This window comes from Ruminococcus sp. NATIVEDY161 (genome assembly GCF_045819895.1).
Classification (GTDB): Bacteria; Bacillota; Clostridia; order Oscillospirales; family Acutalibacteraceae; genus Ruminococcoides.
In genome coordinates, this window is sequence record NZ_CP162392.1 from 175029 (window position 1) to 190682 (window position 15654).

Consider the following 15654-nt stretch of genomic DNA (forward strand, 5'->3'; position numbering starts at 1 on the left):
TTTTGTCGCTACGCGACATTTCCCTTAAAAAGGGAATTACCTTTTGTCGCTTTGCGACATTTCCCCTGTCAGGGGATTTACATTGCTCGCCCGCAGGTCGGTCAGTTAAAGTTTGTATTTTAAATCAAAGTTTAGGACGAGAACAAACGTCTGCTTTAATGACAGGGGCAAGCCCTGTCACTACAAAATAACATATAAGTAGCATTGTAGGGGCAACCCTTGCGGTTGCCCGCAGGACAGGAACAAAACATTATATATCATACGTGTTTTTGTGTGCTGAATTAAACGTTCGTTTATCGCGATAAAATCGGATTGTGTAATTAATGCGGTTCACGTTTCCCGGGCGGACACACGGGTCCGCCCCTACGGTGTAAATTAAATGTATGCGTGATGGGGGAGCCTTTAAACTATCAACAAACGTTGCCTATAAATTTACTTATTCCTTATTTATTGCTTTTTCTATCCCCAGCACGTAATCCGCCGAAACGCGGTACAGACAGCACAGGGCTATCAGGTGCTTGATAGGGAGGTCACGCTTGCCGTTTTCGTACTTGCTGTACTGCTCCTGACGGGTGTGGAGAATGAACGCTATCTGCTCTTGGGTGTAGCCGTGCTCAATTCGAAGTTCTCTTAAACGCTTATGATAATCCATAATTTCACCTTATTACTATCTGTATAATTTTACTTTTAACATTATTATAACATGTTAATATGTCCAAATGCAACTAAAAGTTATGTTTAAAGTGCTGTGGAAAGAAAGGGCTTGAATTATACAAAAGATTTTAAACTGTATATCAAACGTTTATATTTGCATTTTTGACGTAAATTTACTGCCTTTTCCTGCAAAATCGGGCTGAAATTTCGTAAAAAACGTTAAAATATGAAATATTTTTAAAAAAACTTGCAAAAAGCACTTGCAAAAATTAATATAATATAGTATTATAGTAACGTTGTTGAAAGAAACGATTTTTGTTCCTGCAAATATCGCTGTTCAACACCTTGAATTTGTTTATATTTTAAATGTTTTATTTTAAGGAGGACATCACTATGTCATACGTTAGCGAACAGCTTGAAAAGCTTAAAGCAAAAAATGCCGCTGAGCCTGAGTTTATTCAGGCGGCTACAGAGGTTCTCACATCGCTCGAGCCTGTTTTTGAGCAGAACCCTCAGTACGAGGCAAACGGTATTCTCGAGAGAATTACCGAGCCCGAGAGAGTTATTATGTTCAGAGTTCCCTGGGTTGACGACAACGGCAAGGTTCAGGTTAACCGCGGCTTCCGCGTTCAGTTCAACAGCGCCATCGGTCCCTACAAGGGCGGTCTCAGACTTCATCCCTCGGTAAACCTCGGCGTTATCAAGTTCCTCGGTTTTGAGCAGATTTTCAAGAATTCGCTGACAGGTCTTCCCATCGGCGGCGGCAAGGGCGGCTCTGACTTTGACCCCAAGGGCAAGAGCGATAACGAGGTTATGCGCTTCTGCCAGAGCTTTATGACAGAGCTCTGCAAGCACATCGGCGCTGACACTGACGTTCCCGCCGGAGATATCGGCACAGGTGCCCGTGAAATCGGCTATATGTTCGGTCAGTACAAGAGAATTAGAAACGTTTATGAGGGCGTTCTCACAGGTAAAGGTCTCAACTGGGGCGGTTCACTCGCTCGTACAGAGGCTACAGGCTATGGTCTGCTTTACCTCACAGACGCTATGCTCAAAGACCACGGCAAGTCATTAAACGGCGCTACCGTTTGCGTATCGGGTTCGGGTAACGTTGCTATTTACGCTACAGAAAAGGCTACTCAGCTCGGCGCGAAGGTTGTTACAATGGCTGACTCAACAGGCTGGATTTATGACGAGGAAGGTATCGACCTCGCGGCTATCAAGGAAATCAAGGAAGTTAAGCGTGCAAGACTTTCTGAGTACAAGAACTACAGACCTAACTCTCAGTACACCGAGGGCAAGTTCGACTGGTCTGTTAAGTGTGACGTTGCTCTGCCTTGCGCTACTCAGAACGAGCTTACTGAGGATGACGCTAAGAGACTTATCGCTAACGGCTGCTATGCTGTTGCAGAAGGCGCTAATATGCCTACAACTCTTGAGGCTACAAAGCTTATTCAGGACGCAGGTCTCCTGTTTGCTCCCGGTAAGGCTGCTAACGCAGGCGGTGTTGCTACATCAGCTCTCGAAATGAGCCAGAACTCTCAGAGACTTTCATGGACATTCGAGGAAGTTGACGCTAAGCTTAAGGACATCATGGAGAACATCTACAAGAACATCTCAGAGGCTGCCGAGAAGTACGGCTACAAGGATAACTTTGTAGTAGGCGCTAATATCGCAGGCTTTGTTAAGGTTGCTGACTCTATGATCCAGCAGGGCGTTTGCTAATCTGATTTAATTTATATTTCGGCAGGGTACGGACGTAAAAATCCGTATCCTGTTTTTTATTTGATATATAATTATAATTAAATGCTAAAGTGCGCAAGCTTTTTATGTTGACTTTTTTGCTTTATGATTTATAATATTAGGTATGAAAAAGTATTTATTAAGAACGGTCAAGTTAATATCTCTGCTTTTGATTGTCACACTGTTCACGCTGTTTTTGCAGAACTTTGTGCTCTGCCATATCGACCACAACAAGCTCAGGATTGACGGCTTTTACCTCGAGGACGAAAACTCTCTTGACGTTGTGCTGACAGGTGCGAGCGAGCTTTATACAGGCTTTTCTCCGGGGCTTGCCTATGAGAAGTTCGGCTTTACAAGCTATCCGTACGCAACCGCCTCTGTAACCGCAGGCGCGGCTCTTACTCAGATTAAAGAGATTGAGCGCACTCAAAATCCTAAGCTGATTATGGTTGAGGTAAATCCGTTTATCTATCCCGATGACAGCAACGAGCACAACGAGGGAAGTATCAGAAAGTACATTGACGCCGTTCCGCTTGGTGAAAATAAACTTGAATATATCGACAGGCTCAATCCCGAAAACAAAGAGGAATATATCCTGCCGCTCATAAAATATCACTCCTGCTGGGATGAGTACCCGGGCGGAATAAAATTCCTTTCGCCGCTTATCAGCCAGCATTTCAGGGGTTATACTCTGCTAAAGGGCTATAAATCGAACATCGGCAAGTGCGGTTATGATGAACAGTATCTTAACCAAAAGCTGGTAAATGACAACACCGAGGCGGATTTAACGCCGTTTAGCGAGGAAAAGCTCAGGGAAGTTTTACAGTACTGCAAGGAGAATGAGATTAAAATTGTCTTTTTCAGAGCTCCGCACCTTGAACGCGAGGTCGATTACGAGAGCTTTTGTATGACAAACAGGGCAGGGAAGATTATAAAATCCTATGGCTTTGATTTCATTAACTTCGAGCGCGATCCCGTTACAATGAGCTATCCGCCTGAGCTTTACTACAATGTTCAGCACCTGAACGCCTATGGCTCGGCAAAGTTTACCGAGTATCTGGGCTCGATTATCAGGGATAAGTACGGAGTGGGGGAGACTGAGCTTTCCTCAGAGCAAAAGCGCCGTTGGGACGAGGCGGCTGACTATTACCGCAAGCTCTACAAAACCTGTGATGATTTGCTAAAGGAAACGCCCGTAGGCGCAGTCACGGTAATTGACGAGGCAAATCCTGAAAATAATAAAAACAACATTGAACTCGGTGAAGACCTCGAAGGGTTGAAATTGATAAAAGAGCACAACAGCTCTAAGTAATAAGGAATAAGGAATAAGTATATTTTATGGAAATGTCCGTTTATAATCACAGCACCGCAGATTTATTGCGGTGTTGCTTTTAGATAATATTGTTAAATATTTAACAAAGTAGAGGAGAGCAGGTTGGAGTTGAGAGTTTAGAGTTTAGAGTTAAGAGTTTAGAGTTTAATTATTTTATTGAAACGTTTGTTGATAACCGTAGGGGCGGACCCGTGTGTCCGCCCGGGAAACGTGTGCCGTGATTACCGTACAATCCGTTTTTTTCGCGATAAACGGACGTTTAATTCAGCACACAAAAATACATCTGAGATTATAATGTTTTGTTCCTGACCCTCGGGCGTCCGTAGCCGGACGGCAACCCTTTTGTCGCTACGCGACATTTCCCCTGACAGGGGAATTTCACACGGGTCCGCCCCTACGGTGTAAATTAAATGTATGCGTGATGAGTGACAGCCCTTGCGGCTGTCATTATAGCAGACGTTTGTTCTCGTCCGAAGATTTGATTTAATTTGATAGCTTTAAATGAACGACCTCGGGCGGACATTTCAGTCCGCCCCTACGGTTATCAACAAACGTTTCAATAAAAGAATTAAACTCTAAACTCTATCAGTAACCTTCTCCCCTCAATTATACAAAATATTCATTTTGTATAATTATTCTAATTTAGAATTATACCCCTACCTTTTTGTGTTATTATATAAATATCAAAAATCAGAAGGTGATTTTATGGCTGTTGATTTTCGTGACGAGTCGTTTCCTGTCTTAAAGGAATATTTAACTTATCAAGGAACCGTCCGGCAAAAATCAAAAAAAACCGTAAGCGAATACTTTTTGGATTTGCGAATGTTCTTCCGTTATCTGAAACTCTATTATAAAATTGTTCCAAAAGACACTGAATTTGAAGAAATTGATATTAAAGATATTGATATTGATTTTCTGAAAAGAATAACCCTGAATGACGCGTATGAGTTTATGAGCTATTTGTACAATGACCGTGAGCTGAACGCCTCTTCCCGTGCACGCAAGTGTTCGAGCTTGAAGGGCTTTTTTAAGTACATCACCAAGAAAAAGCATTACCTTTCTTCCGACCCTGTCGAGGAGCTTGAACTCCCCAAAAAGAAAAAGGCTCTGCCAAAGTACCTGACATTGGAGCAGAGCATTGAGCTTTTGAACGCCGTTGAAGGCGCTTATAAAGAGCGCGACTACGCGATTATCACGCTGTTTTTGAATTGCGGATTGCGTGTGTCAGAAATGGCAGGCTTAAATTACACCGATATCCGCTCCGACAATACCGTAAGAATTCTCGGTAAGGGCAACAAGGAACGTGTAATTTACCTAAATCAGGCTTGTATTGACGCGGTTAACGACTATATGCGCGTCCGCCCTGTTGACGAGGTGAAGGACAAAAACGCGCTGTTTATCAGCCGGAATAACAACCGTATGTCCGTCAAGACAATTCAGGCTATGGTATATAAGTATCTGGAAAAAATCGGTCTTTCCTCTCAGGGCTACTCCTGCCATAAATTACGCCATACCGCCGCAACCTTGATGTACCAGCACGGTGGTGTTGACGTAAGAGTTTTAAAGGATGTTTTAGGGCACGAAAACTTAGGCACAACCGAGATTTACACCCACCTGAGCAATGAGCAAATGAAAAACGCCGCAGAGGCAAATCCCCTGTCCGGCGTTCATAAAAAGGAAGAATAAAGTCTTTAAAGGCTCCCCCATCACGCATACATTTAATTTACACCGTAGGGGCGGACCCGTGTGTCCGCCCGAGGGACAGGAACAAAACATTATAATCTCAGATGTATTTTTGTGTGCTGAATTAAACGTCCGTTTATCGCGAAAAAAACGGATTGTACGGTAATTACGGCACACGTTTCCCGGGCGGACACACGGGTCCGCCCCTACAATGTAAAGGAAAAATTGCGAGAGGCTTTAATTATTATTACTTAAAACCACCGCACTTCCGATATCCGTCAACGGCATATCTTGGCACAATATTTCTATTTCAGAATTATAAGCTGTGCAGAATTGTCTTATCTTGTCATAATCGGGATGATTTTTAACGTTCCCGAAAAAGTACACCGTGCCGTTGTCATAAAAACCTGCGCCGCCTATAAAGCCGTAATCAAAGCCTTTGAGCTCGATATTGCCGGGCGAAATCAACAGCACCTCTGCCCCGTTATTTTTAAGCGCTTTTTCAATGCTCTTGTCCGCAGTGATAACCGCATTTTCGGCAACCTGCAAAGACGAGCATTTTGTATATCCCTGATTTACATTTACAAGTTTAATATCTTCCTCACGGCAGTAATCAAGCACGGTGTCATCAACGCTGTCAAGCCTGCCGTAGAGCGTATTCCCGATAAAAAGGCAGTTGAGCAGTACGTTTTCAGGGTACTTCTCCCCTGCTTTTTTTGCGCAGTTTTTCAGGGTAAACAGCCTGTCGTTAATGCGCAGAGCCTGCATATCCGCATGGAGCTGTTCGGGTTCGGCAAATTCTTCTATTTTCTTTGAAGGAATTATATCATACCCATATTCCGCAAGCTCTCTGCAAAAGCAAGGGTACAAGGGGCTGATTATCAGGCTTTTCATACGCTGACAGCCTCAAACGCCTCTCTTATGTTTCGTACTCCGATTAGCTCTGCATCACTGCAGTGAACGCCCTTTAGGTTGTGATACGGCAGAACAATGCGCGTAAATCCGAGCCTTACAGCCTCGTTAATCCTCATTTGAGCCTGAGAAACCGAGCGGATTTCGCCTGCAAGTCCGATTTCTCCGAAAACCACGGCATTTTCGTCAACAGGAGTGTCCTTTAAGCTGCTGATAAGCGCCATCGCAATCGACAAATCAATCGCGGGCTCGTCCACCCTGAGACCGCCTACGATGTTGATATAAGCGTCATTGTTCGAGAAATAATACCCCGCGCGCTTTTCGAGCACCGCAAGGAGCATAGAAAGTCGGTTGTAGTCGTAGCCTGTAGCCATTCTTCTGGCATTACCGTAGCCGCTTTGAGTGGCAAGTCCCTGAGTTTCCGCCAAAATCGGGCGTGAGCCCTCTATGGTGCACGTTACGCACGTTCCCGAAACATTCTTCGGTCTGCCCGAAAGCAGCATTACGGACGGGTTTTCGACCTCTTTTAAGCCTGTGTCGGTCATCTCGAACACGCCGATTTCGTTTGTAGAGCCGTAGCGGTTTTTAACCGCGCGCAAAATTCTGCAAGCCATTTGCTTGTCGCCCTCAAAGTGGAGCACGGTATCGACAATATGCTCGAGCACCTTGGGGCCTGCAATCGAGCCTTCCTTGTTGACGTGGCCGACAACGAACATCGGCACGTCCATTCCCTTGGCTGTCCGCATAAGCATATTTGTGCACTCGCGCACCTGGGTAACGCTTCCCGGTGAAGAATTCAGCTCTGTAAGGTTCATAGTCTGAATAGAGTCGACCATCACCAAATCGGGCTTGACGTTCTTGATTTGCTCGCAGACAACCTCAACATCGGTTTCGGTCATAACGTAAAGGTTAGGAGAATTTACCCCTAATCTGTTTGCGCGCAGTTTTAGCTGGCGCTTGCTCTCCTCGCCCGAAACATAGAGGATTTTAAGCGAGCTTCCCATAAACTGGCAAATCTGCATAAGCACGGTGGATTTTCCTATTCCCGGGTCGCCGCCGAGCAAAATCAAGCTTCCCTTTACAATTCCGCCGCCGAGCACGCGGTTGAGCTCCTTACAGCCGGTGTCGTAACGGTGCTCGTCATCGGTCGAGATCTCGGTAATCGAATACGGCTTGGCGTATGACGAAAACGAACGGCTTTTTACCGTGGGAGAGCTTTTTGAGGTGTCCTTAATCTCCTCGTTCATTGTATTCCATTCTCCGCAGGACGGACATTTTCCGTACCATTTGGGCGACTCATAGCCGCACTCGGAGCAAATATAAACGCTTTTAATCTTAGCCATTTTTACACGTCCTTAATTTGAGTTATAATATTCGAGCAGACCTGCCGTCACGCAAAACGCAAGCTGTTTTTGATATTCACGGCTTTTCAGCTTTTGACATTCTTCAAAGTTCGAGATAAAGCCGCACTCCACAATAACCGCAGGCTTGTTGGTGTTTTTGAGAAGATAAATATCATTGCCTGCCTTTTTGCACTCCCTGTCAAGCCCTGTCAGGAGCATTGAATTTACCGAGCGCTTCATACTTTCGGCAAGGGATTTGCTCAGCTCGTTATTCGGTGAGTAAAACACCTGAGAACCGTGAGCCTTGCTGTCGGAAAACTTGTTTTGATGAATACTGATAATCACGTTGCTTTCATCAGCATTATACATCTTTGATCTCGCCTTCATATCGTTGAGCTTTCGCTCCTTAACATTGCTTCCGCTGTCGGATACAAAGTTATCGCTATCGCGCGTAAGGGCGGTATCAAAGCCCATAAGCCTTATTAAATCTGCGCTATCCTTTGAAATAAGCAGATTAATGTCCTTTTCCAAAACGCCGTTGCAGACCGCTCCGCCGTCCTGTCCGCCGTGGCCGGGGTCGATTAAAATTTTCGGCATATTTTTAAGCGGCTGAGCCGAGGTTTCGAGCCTGATTTTTGAACCTGACATCACCATCAACAGCATAAAAACGGTTAGCGGAAGAACTACGGCAGAAATACATAATATCTTTTTTAACATACAATCCCTCCGCTGTAAATTACGCGGAAAAAGACTGCATTATTACAAACATTATACATCAAAAAAGAAAACTTAGCAATAAAAACAAAATATAACTTGTAAGGCACTGCAATAAATGATATAATTTATATGATTTTAATGTAAGGAGATTGCTATGAAAAGACCGGGAAGAAATGATTTGTGCTGGTGCGGAAGCGGCAAAAAGTACAAAAAATGCCACATAGGATTTGATGACAGAATTGAGGAAATTGAGCTTCAGGGGCATATTGTCCCCGACCACAGCATAATTAAAAACGCAGAACAGATTGAGAAAATCAAGGAGAGCGCGAAGATTAATATTGCCGTGCTCGATTACGTTGCCGAGCATATCAAGGCAGGGATTTCAACTGCCGAGATTGACCGCTGGGTGTACGACATCACAACCAAAATGGGCGGAATTCCTGCTCCCTTAAACTATCAGGGCTTTCCGAAAAGCGTTTGCACCTCGATAAATGACGAGGTTTGTCACGGAATTCCGAGCGAGGACATTATTCTTAAGGACGGAGATATAATTAACGTTGACTGCTCAACCGAGCTGAACGGTTATTTTTCCGATTCGTCAAGAATGTTCTGTATCGGCGAGGTGAGCGAGGATAAGCGCAGGCTTGTAGAAGCCGCAAAGCAGGCGCTTGACGAGGGCTTAAAGCAGGTTAAGCCGTGGGGCTTCCTCGGAGATATGGGACAGGCTGTTAACGACTTTATCAAGAGCAAGGGCTATTCGGTTGTAAGAGAAGTCGGCGGTCACGGTATCGGTCTGGAATTTCACGAGGAACCGTGGGTCAGCTATGTAAGCAAAAAGAATACCGAAATGCTGATGGTTCCGGGATTTATCTTCACGATCGAGCCGATGATTAATATGGGCAGTCACGAGATTTTTACGGACGAGGATAACGGCTGGACAATCTACACCGAGGACGGCTCACCCTCTGCACAGTGGGAAATTCAGGTGCTTGTCACCGAGGACGGATATGAGATAATTTCATATTAAACAAACATAAAGGGCGTGCATTTTTCTGCACGTCCTCTTTTATAATAATCCGTATTTGGTTTTAACTCGCTCGAGCTTTTCGAGCATTGGCTCTGCAAGGAAAAACAGCACCGCAAGGGTGGAAAAGCCGTGTATAATATCGAGCGGCAAGCCTTGGAGCATATACGCCGTGACCGTCTGAAAATTAACCGGTGAACGCGTTAAAATAAGCGTAGAAAAATTCATTATACCGCCGTAAATTACGACCGTTACTATAAACCCGAACACGCATAAAACGCCTCTGCTTTGGTACAAAAGGCCCTTTTTGAACAGCACGCCTGCCAAAAAGCCGATTATTCCCGCCGCAAACATCTGCCAAGGCGTCCACGCGCCCTGACCGAAGTAAAAATTTGACACAAGCATTGTCACCGCACCGACCATAAAGCCTGTTTCTCCGCCGAAGGCAACTCCTGAGATTATGACTATAGCAAGCACGGGCTTGACCTGCGGAAGCGCGATAAAAAGCGTTCTTCCGGCTATCGCAATCGCGCAGAGCACGGCAATTATTACAAGCTCTCTCGCCTGAGGCTTTCGCCCCTCAAACACCAAAAAGAACGGCACCATACATTCGAACAAAACGAGTAACGAGATAAAAAGGTACTTTTGGTCGTCAAGATAGGTCGTGCCGATGAAAATTGTGAGCGGAATTAACAGCAGTATCATCACCGCCGCCGCTATTGTGCGCTTTGGAAGCTTGCTGTCCTTTGTCTCCCCTGCTCTATCTTTCGCCTTTGTAAGTGGGCTGAACGAGAACATCAAAATTGCCGAAGGCACGGCTATAAACAGAAAATTAACGATAAAATTAAAGTCTTTAGGTCTGATAAAACCGAGCGCGTCGACATTAAATAATATTCCGAAAATCAAGAGCAACGCTCCGATTACCGCAGTTATCTTTTTATAAAGCGGCATTTTGGGCTTGTTTTTTTCTTTTATTTCGACATCTTGATTGCCGATAAAAAAGCTGTTGCTGTCATCGGGCTTGTCCTCTTCCCTTTTGCCTGTACAGCAGTAAATTACTTCCTCGGCAGTTACCGCATTGTCGATAATACCCCTTGAGATTTTCGAGGACGAAGTGACATAAAAGCTGTTTTCTGAGAAGAACTCGCGCGGAGTGCCTGTTGATGTGATTTCGCCGTTAAACAGCATTGAGCAGGTGTCGGCATACTTTGCGCAAAACTCAATGTCGTGAGTTACCATTACGACCGTCACGCCTGAGCTTTTAAGGGATTTAATTATCTTTGCAAACTTTATTTTATTACGCGCGTCAAGCCCCTTTGTAGGCTCGTCAAGCAGGAGGATTTGCGGATTTAATAAGAGAAGCTTCGCAATCGCCGCACGCTGAACCTCTCCGCCCGACAAATCAAACGGATGGCGGTTAATTAAGCTTTCAAGCCCGAGGGCAGATACAGCCTTGCCGACAAGCTTGTTCTGTTCGTCCTTATCAATTTCCGAGCCGACAAACGTGTCATAGAGCGATTTAAGCACGGTTTTGCCCGTAAGTATAAGAGCAGGGTTTTGCGGTAAATAAGCCGTATTTCGAGCGTTTACGGTAACTTTACCGCTGTACGGTCTGTTAACTCCGTTTATGAGAGTGAGCAAGGTGCTTTTGCCTGCACCGTTTCCGCCGACTATGGCGTAAAAACTGCCTTTCTTAACACTTAACGAAAGGTCTTTAATTACGTCCGAGCCGTCCTTTGAGTACCTAAACCTTAGGTTTTTAAGCTCGATTGCACTATCATCACTTAAATTTTTATCTTCCGGATAAAGCTTGTTAAGCTTATGAGTTTTGCTGTAATTCGCAAGAAAATCACGCCCCTGACTGATGTTGACGGGGCATTTCCCCTCACTTGACACTTCACGCCAAATCCGCATTGAAGCAGGGAGATTTTGATAAATATCTTTATTGTTCTTTAAATTATAGCCGGTGTTTTCGGGAGTATCAAATGATAAAACATCGCCGTTTTCAAGCGCGAAAACTCTGTCGCTGTACGGCAAAACCTCTTCAAGTCTGTGCTCGGTTATAATCACGGTTATACCCAGCTCGTTGTTAATGCGCTTTACAAGCGATAAAAACTCCGAAGCCGCAACCGGGTCGAGCATACTTGCCGGCTCGTCGAGGATAAGGATTTGCGGCTGCATAACCATTACGGAAGCAAGGCAGAGTATCTGCTTTTGACCGCCCGAGAGCTTAGACGTCTCCGCTTCAAAAAATTTTTCTATTCCGAAGTACGATGCCGTCTCGGCAACACGCCTTCTGATTGTGCCGTTGTCAAGCCCGAGGCTTTCAAGTCCGAAGGCAAGCTCGTGCCACACCTTGTCGGTGACAATCTGACTGTCGGGGTTTTGCGCGACAAAGCCGATTTTAGAGCTCTGTTCCTCAAGCGAAAGCGTATAAATATCCTTTCCGAAAAGCTCAACACTTCCCTCCCTGTCGCCGTGAGGTGACAAAACCGGCTTTAACAGTTTTAATAAAGATGTCTTTCCGCTTCCCGATGAACCGAATAACGTGATAAACTCGCCGTTGTTTATCGTTATATTTATATTTTTTAACGCTTTTTCTTCCGCATTTGGATAGGCAAAGCTTAAATTTTGGATTGTAATTGCTTCCATTTTAAGCCCTCCCAAGCGATTGTAATTGACGGAATCAGCATAATTCCGAGGTAAATTACATAAAACAGCACGCTAAAAGCACCGCTGAATTCGATTTTGAAAACAGGATAAAAGCTGTATTTGCCGGTTCCGGAAGCGATAAGCAAAATCATTGTAAGTGCGGAGATAATCAGTGCCGTGATTATAATGACGTCTGTTTTTCTGAACTTAAATATATTATAAGCCGTCCTGCCCTTAATGCCGTAACCCCGGCTTTTCATTGAATCTGCCGATTCTATCGAGCTTTCAAGCGACCACGAGAGCATAACGGACAATTCGCTCAAAAGAATTTTCATCTTTATAATAAAGCCCTGCTTTTGCGGAGTAATGCGCGCCGATTTAAGCTCTTTGAATTTAGAAACGAACCTCGGCACAAAGCGTAAGGTCATTGAGATCACAAGGCTTAAGGACGGAATTATCCTGCCGAAAAGACAAATTATTTTGTCCGAGGTCATAACGGTGTTGAATACCGAAAACCACAAAATTACCGAGCTGAACATCACCGCCGAAGCAATTCCGTAAAGTATAGCTTCAAGCGTGAGCGGATTTTGCCACGGCAGGTATGTAATTATCGTCGCTCCCCTGTGGTTAAAGACAGGGTTGATTATCATCACGAGCAAAATCATCGGAATTATAAACTTCACCGTAAGCCCCAAAGCGCGCCTGCCGGTGATTATTACGGCACTCAAAAGAGAACAACAGAGCGATAGCGTGATACATACGGGGTTCATAAAAAACATTGAAAACCCGATTACCACGGCAAAATACAACAGCCCTGTAAAGGGGTGAATTTTATTAAAAGCGTCGTTCATATCAGTCGTAATCCTTGCCCAAATCTCTGCCCGAGTTCAGGGTGTAGTTCCATTCAATAACGTCGTTGTTCTTAACCACATATCGCGAGCTTCCGTAGTTCGGGTACCAGTCGTTGACCTTGTACATCCAGCCAGAAAGCTCTCCGCAGTCGAATTCGTAGATGTTGCCGATACCCTCAATATATGCGGAATTGTAAACAGGCGTCCAGGAATATTCGGTGTGAATGTTATTATCCTTGCACACTCTAAGCAGAATATCAAACACCGACTCTCCCTCGTTAATCTCGATTTTTTGAGGCTTGAAAATCCAGCCATCCTTTGGTACAACGTCCGCAATGCTGTCGTCAATCACCTCGGGACTTTCAAGGATTTTTGCGCAGGAGATTGAAAAGGTGCAGTATATCTTGTCGTCAGATACCGTCTGCTCCTGGGGTTCAACAGGCTTTGGCTTACCCTGTGGAATGGGCTCGGTTTTGTATTTATCGGTAGCAGGCTGTGTTTCAACAGTTTTTTGTTCTTCCTTAACCTCGGTTTTATTATTCTGCTTAACTGTATTTTGATTTTGCTTTTCGGTAGCAGGCTGAGTGGTTGAAGCAGTGCTATCCGTTGCAGGCTGTACCGTAGTGCCTACAGTAGCGTTTACCGTTGTTTCGGAAGTTGTAACGGTTTCTGTCGAAGCAGTAACGCTCTGTGTGCTGTCGGGTGTTTCGGAGCTTTTATTTGCGCTGTTTCCGCCGAAAACAAACGCAACAGCTAAGACAATGACTGCGATTGCACAAGCGATTAAAGCAATTTTATATTTCTTAATAAAGTTAATCATATTCCCAGTCCGACAAGGTATCTTTGCAGGCTTGTAACGTCACCGATAGTAACAAAGCCGTCAAGGTTGATATCGGAATTTTTCACCTGAGCTTCGGTGAAATCCGCCATAAGCGCCACATATTTTTGAATAAGCAGAGCGTCGTTTATGTCGATTTTATAATCTCCGTTCACATCATAAAACGCATCTGCCATACTGTAAAGCGAGGTTTTGTTCTCGGTCAAGCGTACAAAATCCGCAAGCGAGTAAAAGCACTGCTCGGTAGCCATCTGATTGTATTCGCCGTCGATAAAGTGCTTAAAGCCGTTTTCGCACTCATAGTCAAAAATGCGGTCGATAATAGTTTTGCCGTCCTTTACAAAGCGAGCGTCGGTTTCGGGGTTTATACCGAGGGCACAAAGTGCAGTTAAAATCTGCGAGAAGGACTCGGGAGAATTAACGCTTTCAAGGCTTTCGGACATCAAATCAAGCGCGGTATTTACCGCAGTTTTTACATCATCATTTGTATTGTAGTAAGGCGCCAAAGCGGTAACGGCCATACCTGTGTAGTCGATATACGGAGTTGTTGTGTTAAAGCCCCAACCGCCCTTTGTCGTTTGCTTTTCAATAAGATAATCAATCAGCTTTTGGCGTGTAGCCGGGTTTTCACAATCAACTTCGGGAATCTCATAACCATTCGAGTCAAGCGCGATTAACGCCCACATAGCGCCGTTTAAGCCCTGCTTTTTGACATAATCAAAGTCTCCGAGGGGCTCTAAAAGATTATAACCGCTAACATCCGTTACATCCTTGCCGATTGAATTAAGCGCCAAAATAACACGTGAGTTTTCGGTTGACTTTGTGCGGTGAAGCTGTGCCGAGCCGTTTTCTTTCACATATGTAATAACGTTGTTGTAGTAATTATCGGCATATTCGGGAGTGATATGACCTGCCCTTGCAAGCCCGATAACCGCCCATTCTCCGCCGATTGAGCCTACCGAAGTGGATTTTGAAAGTAAGTTTTCCGCTGTGTTTTCTAGCTTGCTTTCAACCTTATTCAATGCGGTTTTATGAATTTTAATCTCATAAACCGTCTTGTTTGAGGTCGTCTCCATTGTCGGCCAGTGCTCACTGCCTATTCCGATATATAGAGTATCGCCGTTTTTAACGTCAATTTCAGCATTTTTATTAAGCTCTGCACCGTTTATTTCGGGCTGATATTCGTTTTTATATACACGAACCTGATAGTTTTTATTGATGGCTTCGGGTGTGATTTTTACGCCCTCGTCATTGTCGATTGTAAGCATATACGAGGTTTTTGAAGGCACAAATTCGCTGTCAAGAGTGCCGTTTGAAACGCTTAGCTTGCTTAAATGAGTGTCGGTATTGCCCCAAGCACTGCCAAGGTCAGCTCCCCAGTAAAGAGAGTACATCACAACAATCTCGTCGCCGTTTTTAATGCCGTTATTTTCCACGGTATAGGCGGTTGAGGCTTCGCTTGTGAACCAGTCGTTAAGCGTCATCATCCATCCGCCTGAGCCGTTTGCGGCATATTCGCTGAGCCCGTTGATTGTGCTGAGATATCCCCAGTCGTTCATAGTATAGGCGCAGTCGTTATTATTGAGCGCGTCCTCTACGACCGACTGCATTGACGAGCCTTGTGTAAGCGTTACATAATCGTCAAGCATAACGCCGTCCCAAGCCGCGCCGTCGGCTTTTGAGAAGGTGGTGTTTTTTACTATAACCCTAACCTTTTGTTTGTCTGCGGCGTGTGCTGTAACTGCGAAACTTATTACAGAAAAAACGCATAATAATGCGAGCAGTACCGAGACGGATTTTTTTAATGTATTCATATATTTACCTCCTATTTAAAAGCAAAAATGCTTTTCTAATACAACATAGAAAAGCACAACAGTATAATCCCCTGCGAAACATAGGAGATT

The 15654-nt window shown here is 44.6% G+C and carries 12 protein-coding genes; 4 read left to right on the forward strand and 8 right to left on the reverse strand.

Annotated elements, in window-relative coordinates; all coding sequences use genetic code 11:
- Positions 1-436 precede the first annotated feature (436 nt).
- Positions 437-652: a helix-turn-helix domain-containing protein gene (locus tag AB1I50_RS00800; RefSeq protein WP_407724324.1), complete on the reverse strand. Its 216-nt coding sequence runs from the start codon at positions 650-652 to the stop codon at positions 437-439.
- A gap of 395 nt (positions 653-1047) precedes the next feature.
- Between AB1I50_RS00800 and gdhA the strand changes: the two genes are divergently transcribed.
- The 3 genes from gdhA to AB1I50_RS00815 all read left to right on the forward strand — a co-directional run bounded on the left by gdhA (position 1048) and on the right by AB1I50_RS00815 (position 5416).
- Positions 1048-2379, forward strand: a complete 1332-nt coding sequence (gene gdhA, locus AB1I50_RS00805) for an NADP-specific glutamate dehydrogenase (protein ID WP_407724326.1) — start codon at positions 1048-1050, stop codon at positions 2377-2379.
- 142 nt (positions 2380-2521) lie between these two features.
- Entirely contained in the window at positions 2522-3709 is a 1188-nt protein-coding gene (locus AB1I50_RS00810; protein WP_407724327.1) for a hypothetical protein, read from the forward strand.
- A 726-nt stretch (positions 3710-4435) separates the two neighbouring features.
- A complete protein-coding gene (locus AB1I50_RS00815; protein WP_407724328.1) occupies positions 4436-5416 on the forward strand; it encodes a tyrosine-type recombinase/integrase in 981 nt (326 codons plus the stop codon).
- A 234-nt stretch (positions 5417-5650) separates the two neighbouring features.
- Here the strand turns inward: AB1I50_RS00815 and AB1I50_RS00820 are convergent, their stop codons facing one another.
- The 3 genes from AB1I50_RS00820 to AB1I50_RS00830 are packed head-to-tail and all read right to left on the reverse strand — an operon-like array spanning position 5651 to position 8385.
- The gene (locus AB1I50_RS00820) at positions 5651-6307 is read right to left on the reverse strand and encodes a DUF6873 family GME fold protein (protein ID WP_407724329.1); all 657 of its coding nucleotides are present in this window, start codon (positions 6305-6307) and stop codon (positions 5651-5653) included.
- A complete protein-coding gene (gene radA / locus AB1I50_RS00825) occupies positions 6304-7668 on the reverse strand; it encodes a DNA repair protein RadA (protein WP_407724330.1) in 1365 nt (454 codons plus the stop codon). The genes AB1I50_RS00820 and radA overlap by 4 nt, the downstream gene beginning before the upstream one ends.
- A gap of 12 nt (positions 7669-7680) precedes the next feature.
- On the reverse strand, positions 7681-8385 hold the full coding sequence (locus AB1I50_RS00830; protein WP_407724331.1) for an N-acetylmuramoyl-L-alanine amidase: 705 nt from the start codon (positions 8383-8385) through the stop codon (positions 7681-7683).
- Between the two features lie 154 nt (positions 8386-8539).
- Between AB1I50_RS00830 and AB1I50_RS00835 the strand changes: the two genes are divergently transcribed.
- Positions 8540-9412: a methionyl aminopeptidase gene (locus tag AB1I50_RS00835; RefSeq protein ID WP_407724332.1), complete on the forward strand. Its 873-nt coding sequence runs from the start codon at positions 8540-8542 to the stop codon at positions 9410-9412.
- A 39-nt stretch (positions 9413-9451) separates the two neighbouring features.
- On the opposite strand, the gene AB1I50_RS00840 is transcribed toward AB1I50_RS00835, so the two are convergent.
- From AB1I50_RS00840 to AB1I50_RS00855, 4 genes are read right to left on the reverse strand one after another with little or no spacing between them, the layout of a single operon-like run.
- Positions 9452-12061: an ATP-binding cassette domain-containing protein gene (locus tag AB1I50_RS00840; protein WP_407724333.1), complete on the reverse strand. Its 2610-nt coding sequence runs from the start codon at positions 12059-12061 to the stop codon at positions 9452-9454.
- Positions 12034-12912 carry an energy-coupling factor transporter transmembrane component T gene (locus AB1I50_RS00845; protein ID WP_407724334.1) on the reverse strand — a complete coding sequence of 293 codons (879 nt, stop codon included), beginning with the start codon at positions 12910-12912 and terminating at the stop codon, positions 12034-12036. The genes AB1I50_RS00840 and AB1I50_RS00845 overlap by 28 nt, the downstream gene beginning before the upstream one ends.
- Position 12913: 1 nt before the next feature.
- Positions 12914-13732, reverse strand: coding sequence for a DUF4430 domain-containing protein (locus AB1I50_RS00850; protein ID WP_407724335.1), 819 nt, complete (start codon positions 13730-13732; stop codon positions 12914-12916).
- Complete coding sequence (locus tag AB1I50_RS00855) at positions 13729-15564, reverse strand: dockerin type I domain-containing protein (protein ID WP_407724336.1); 1836 nt, start codon at positions 15562-15564, stop codon at positions 13729-13731. Before AB1I50_RS00855 ends, AB1I50_RS00850 begins: the two co-directional genes overlap by 4 nt.
- Between the last annotated feature and the right edge of the window lie 90 nt (positions 15565-15654).

Bases quoted from the DNA above. Each gene is read 5' to 3' on its own strand.
- AB1I50_RS00835 (WP_407724332.1), top strand. From the start codon at position 8,540: ATGAAAAGACCGGGAAGAAATGATTTGTGCTGGTGCGGAAGCGGCAAA.
- AB1I50_RS00810 (WP_407724327.1), top strand. From the start codon at position 2,522: ATGAAAAAGTATTTATTAAGAACGGTCAAGTTAATATCTCTGCTTTTG.
- AB1I50_RS00830 (WP_407724331.1), bottom strand. From the start codon at position 8,385: ATGTTAAAAAAGATATTATGTATTTCTGCCGTAGTTCTTCCGCTAACC.
- gdhA (WP_407724326.1), top strand. From the start codon at position 1,048: ATGTCATACGTTAGCGAACAGCTTGAAAAGCTTAAAGCAAAAAATGCC.
- AB1I50_RS00820 (WP_407724329.1), bottom strand. From the start codon at position 6,307: ATGAAAAGCCTGATAATCAGCCCCTTGTACCCTTGCTTTTGCAGAGAG.
- AB1I50_RS00800 (WP_407724324.1), bottom strand. From the start codon at position 652: ATGGATTATCATAAGCGTTTAAGAGAACTTCGAATTGAGCACGGCTAC.
- AB1I50_RS00850 (WP_407724335.1), bottom strand. From the start codon at position 13,732: ATGATTAACTTTATTAAGAAATATAAAATTGCTTTAATCGCTTGTGCA.
- AB1I50_RS00840 (WP_407724333.1), bottom strand. From the start codon at position 12,061: ATGGAAGCAATTACAATCCAAAATTTAAGCTTTGCCTATCCAAATGCG.
- AB1I50_RS00855 (WP_407724336.1), bottom strand. From the start codon at position 15,564: ATGAATACATTAAAAAAATCCGTCTCGGTACTGCTCGCATTATTATGC.
- radA (WP_407724330.1), bottom strand. From the start codon at position 7,668: ATGGCTAAGATTAAAAGCGTTTATATTTGCTCCGAGTGCGGCTATGAG.
- AB1I50_RS00845 (WP_407724334.1), bottom strand. From the start codon at position 12,912: ATGAACGACGCTTTTAATAAAATTCACCCCTTTACAGGGCTGTTGTAT.
- AB1I50_RS00815 (WP_407724328.1), top strand. From the start codon at position 4,436: ATGGCTGTTGATTTTCGTGACGAGTCGTTTCCTGTCTTAAAGGAATAT.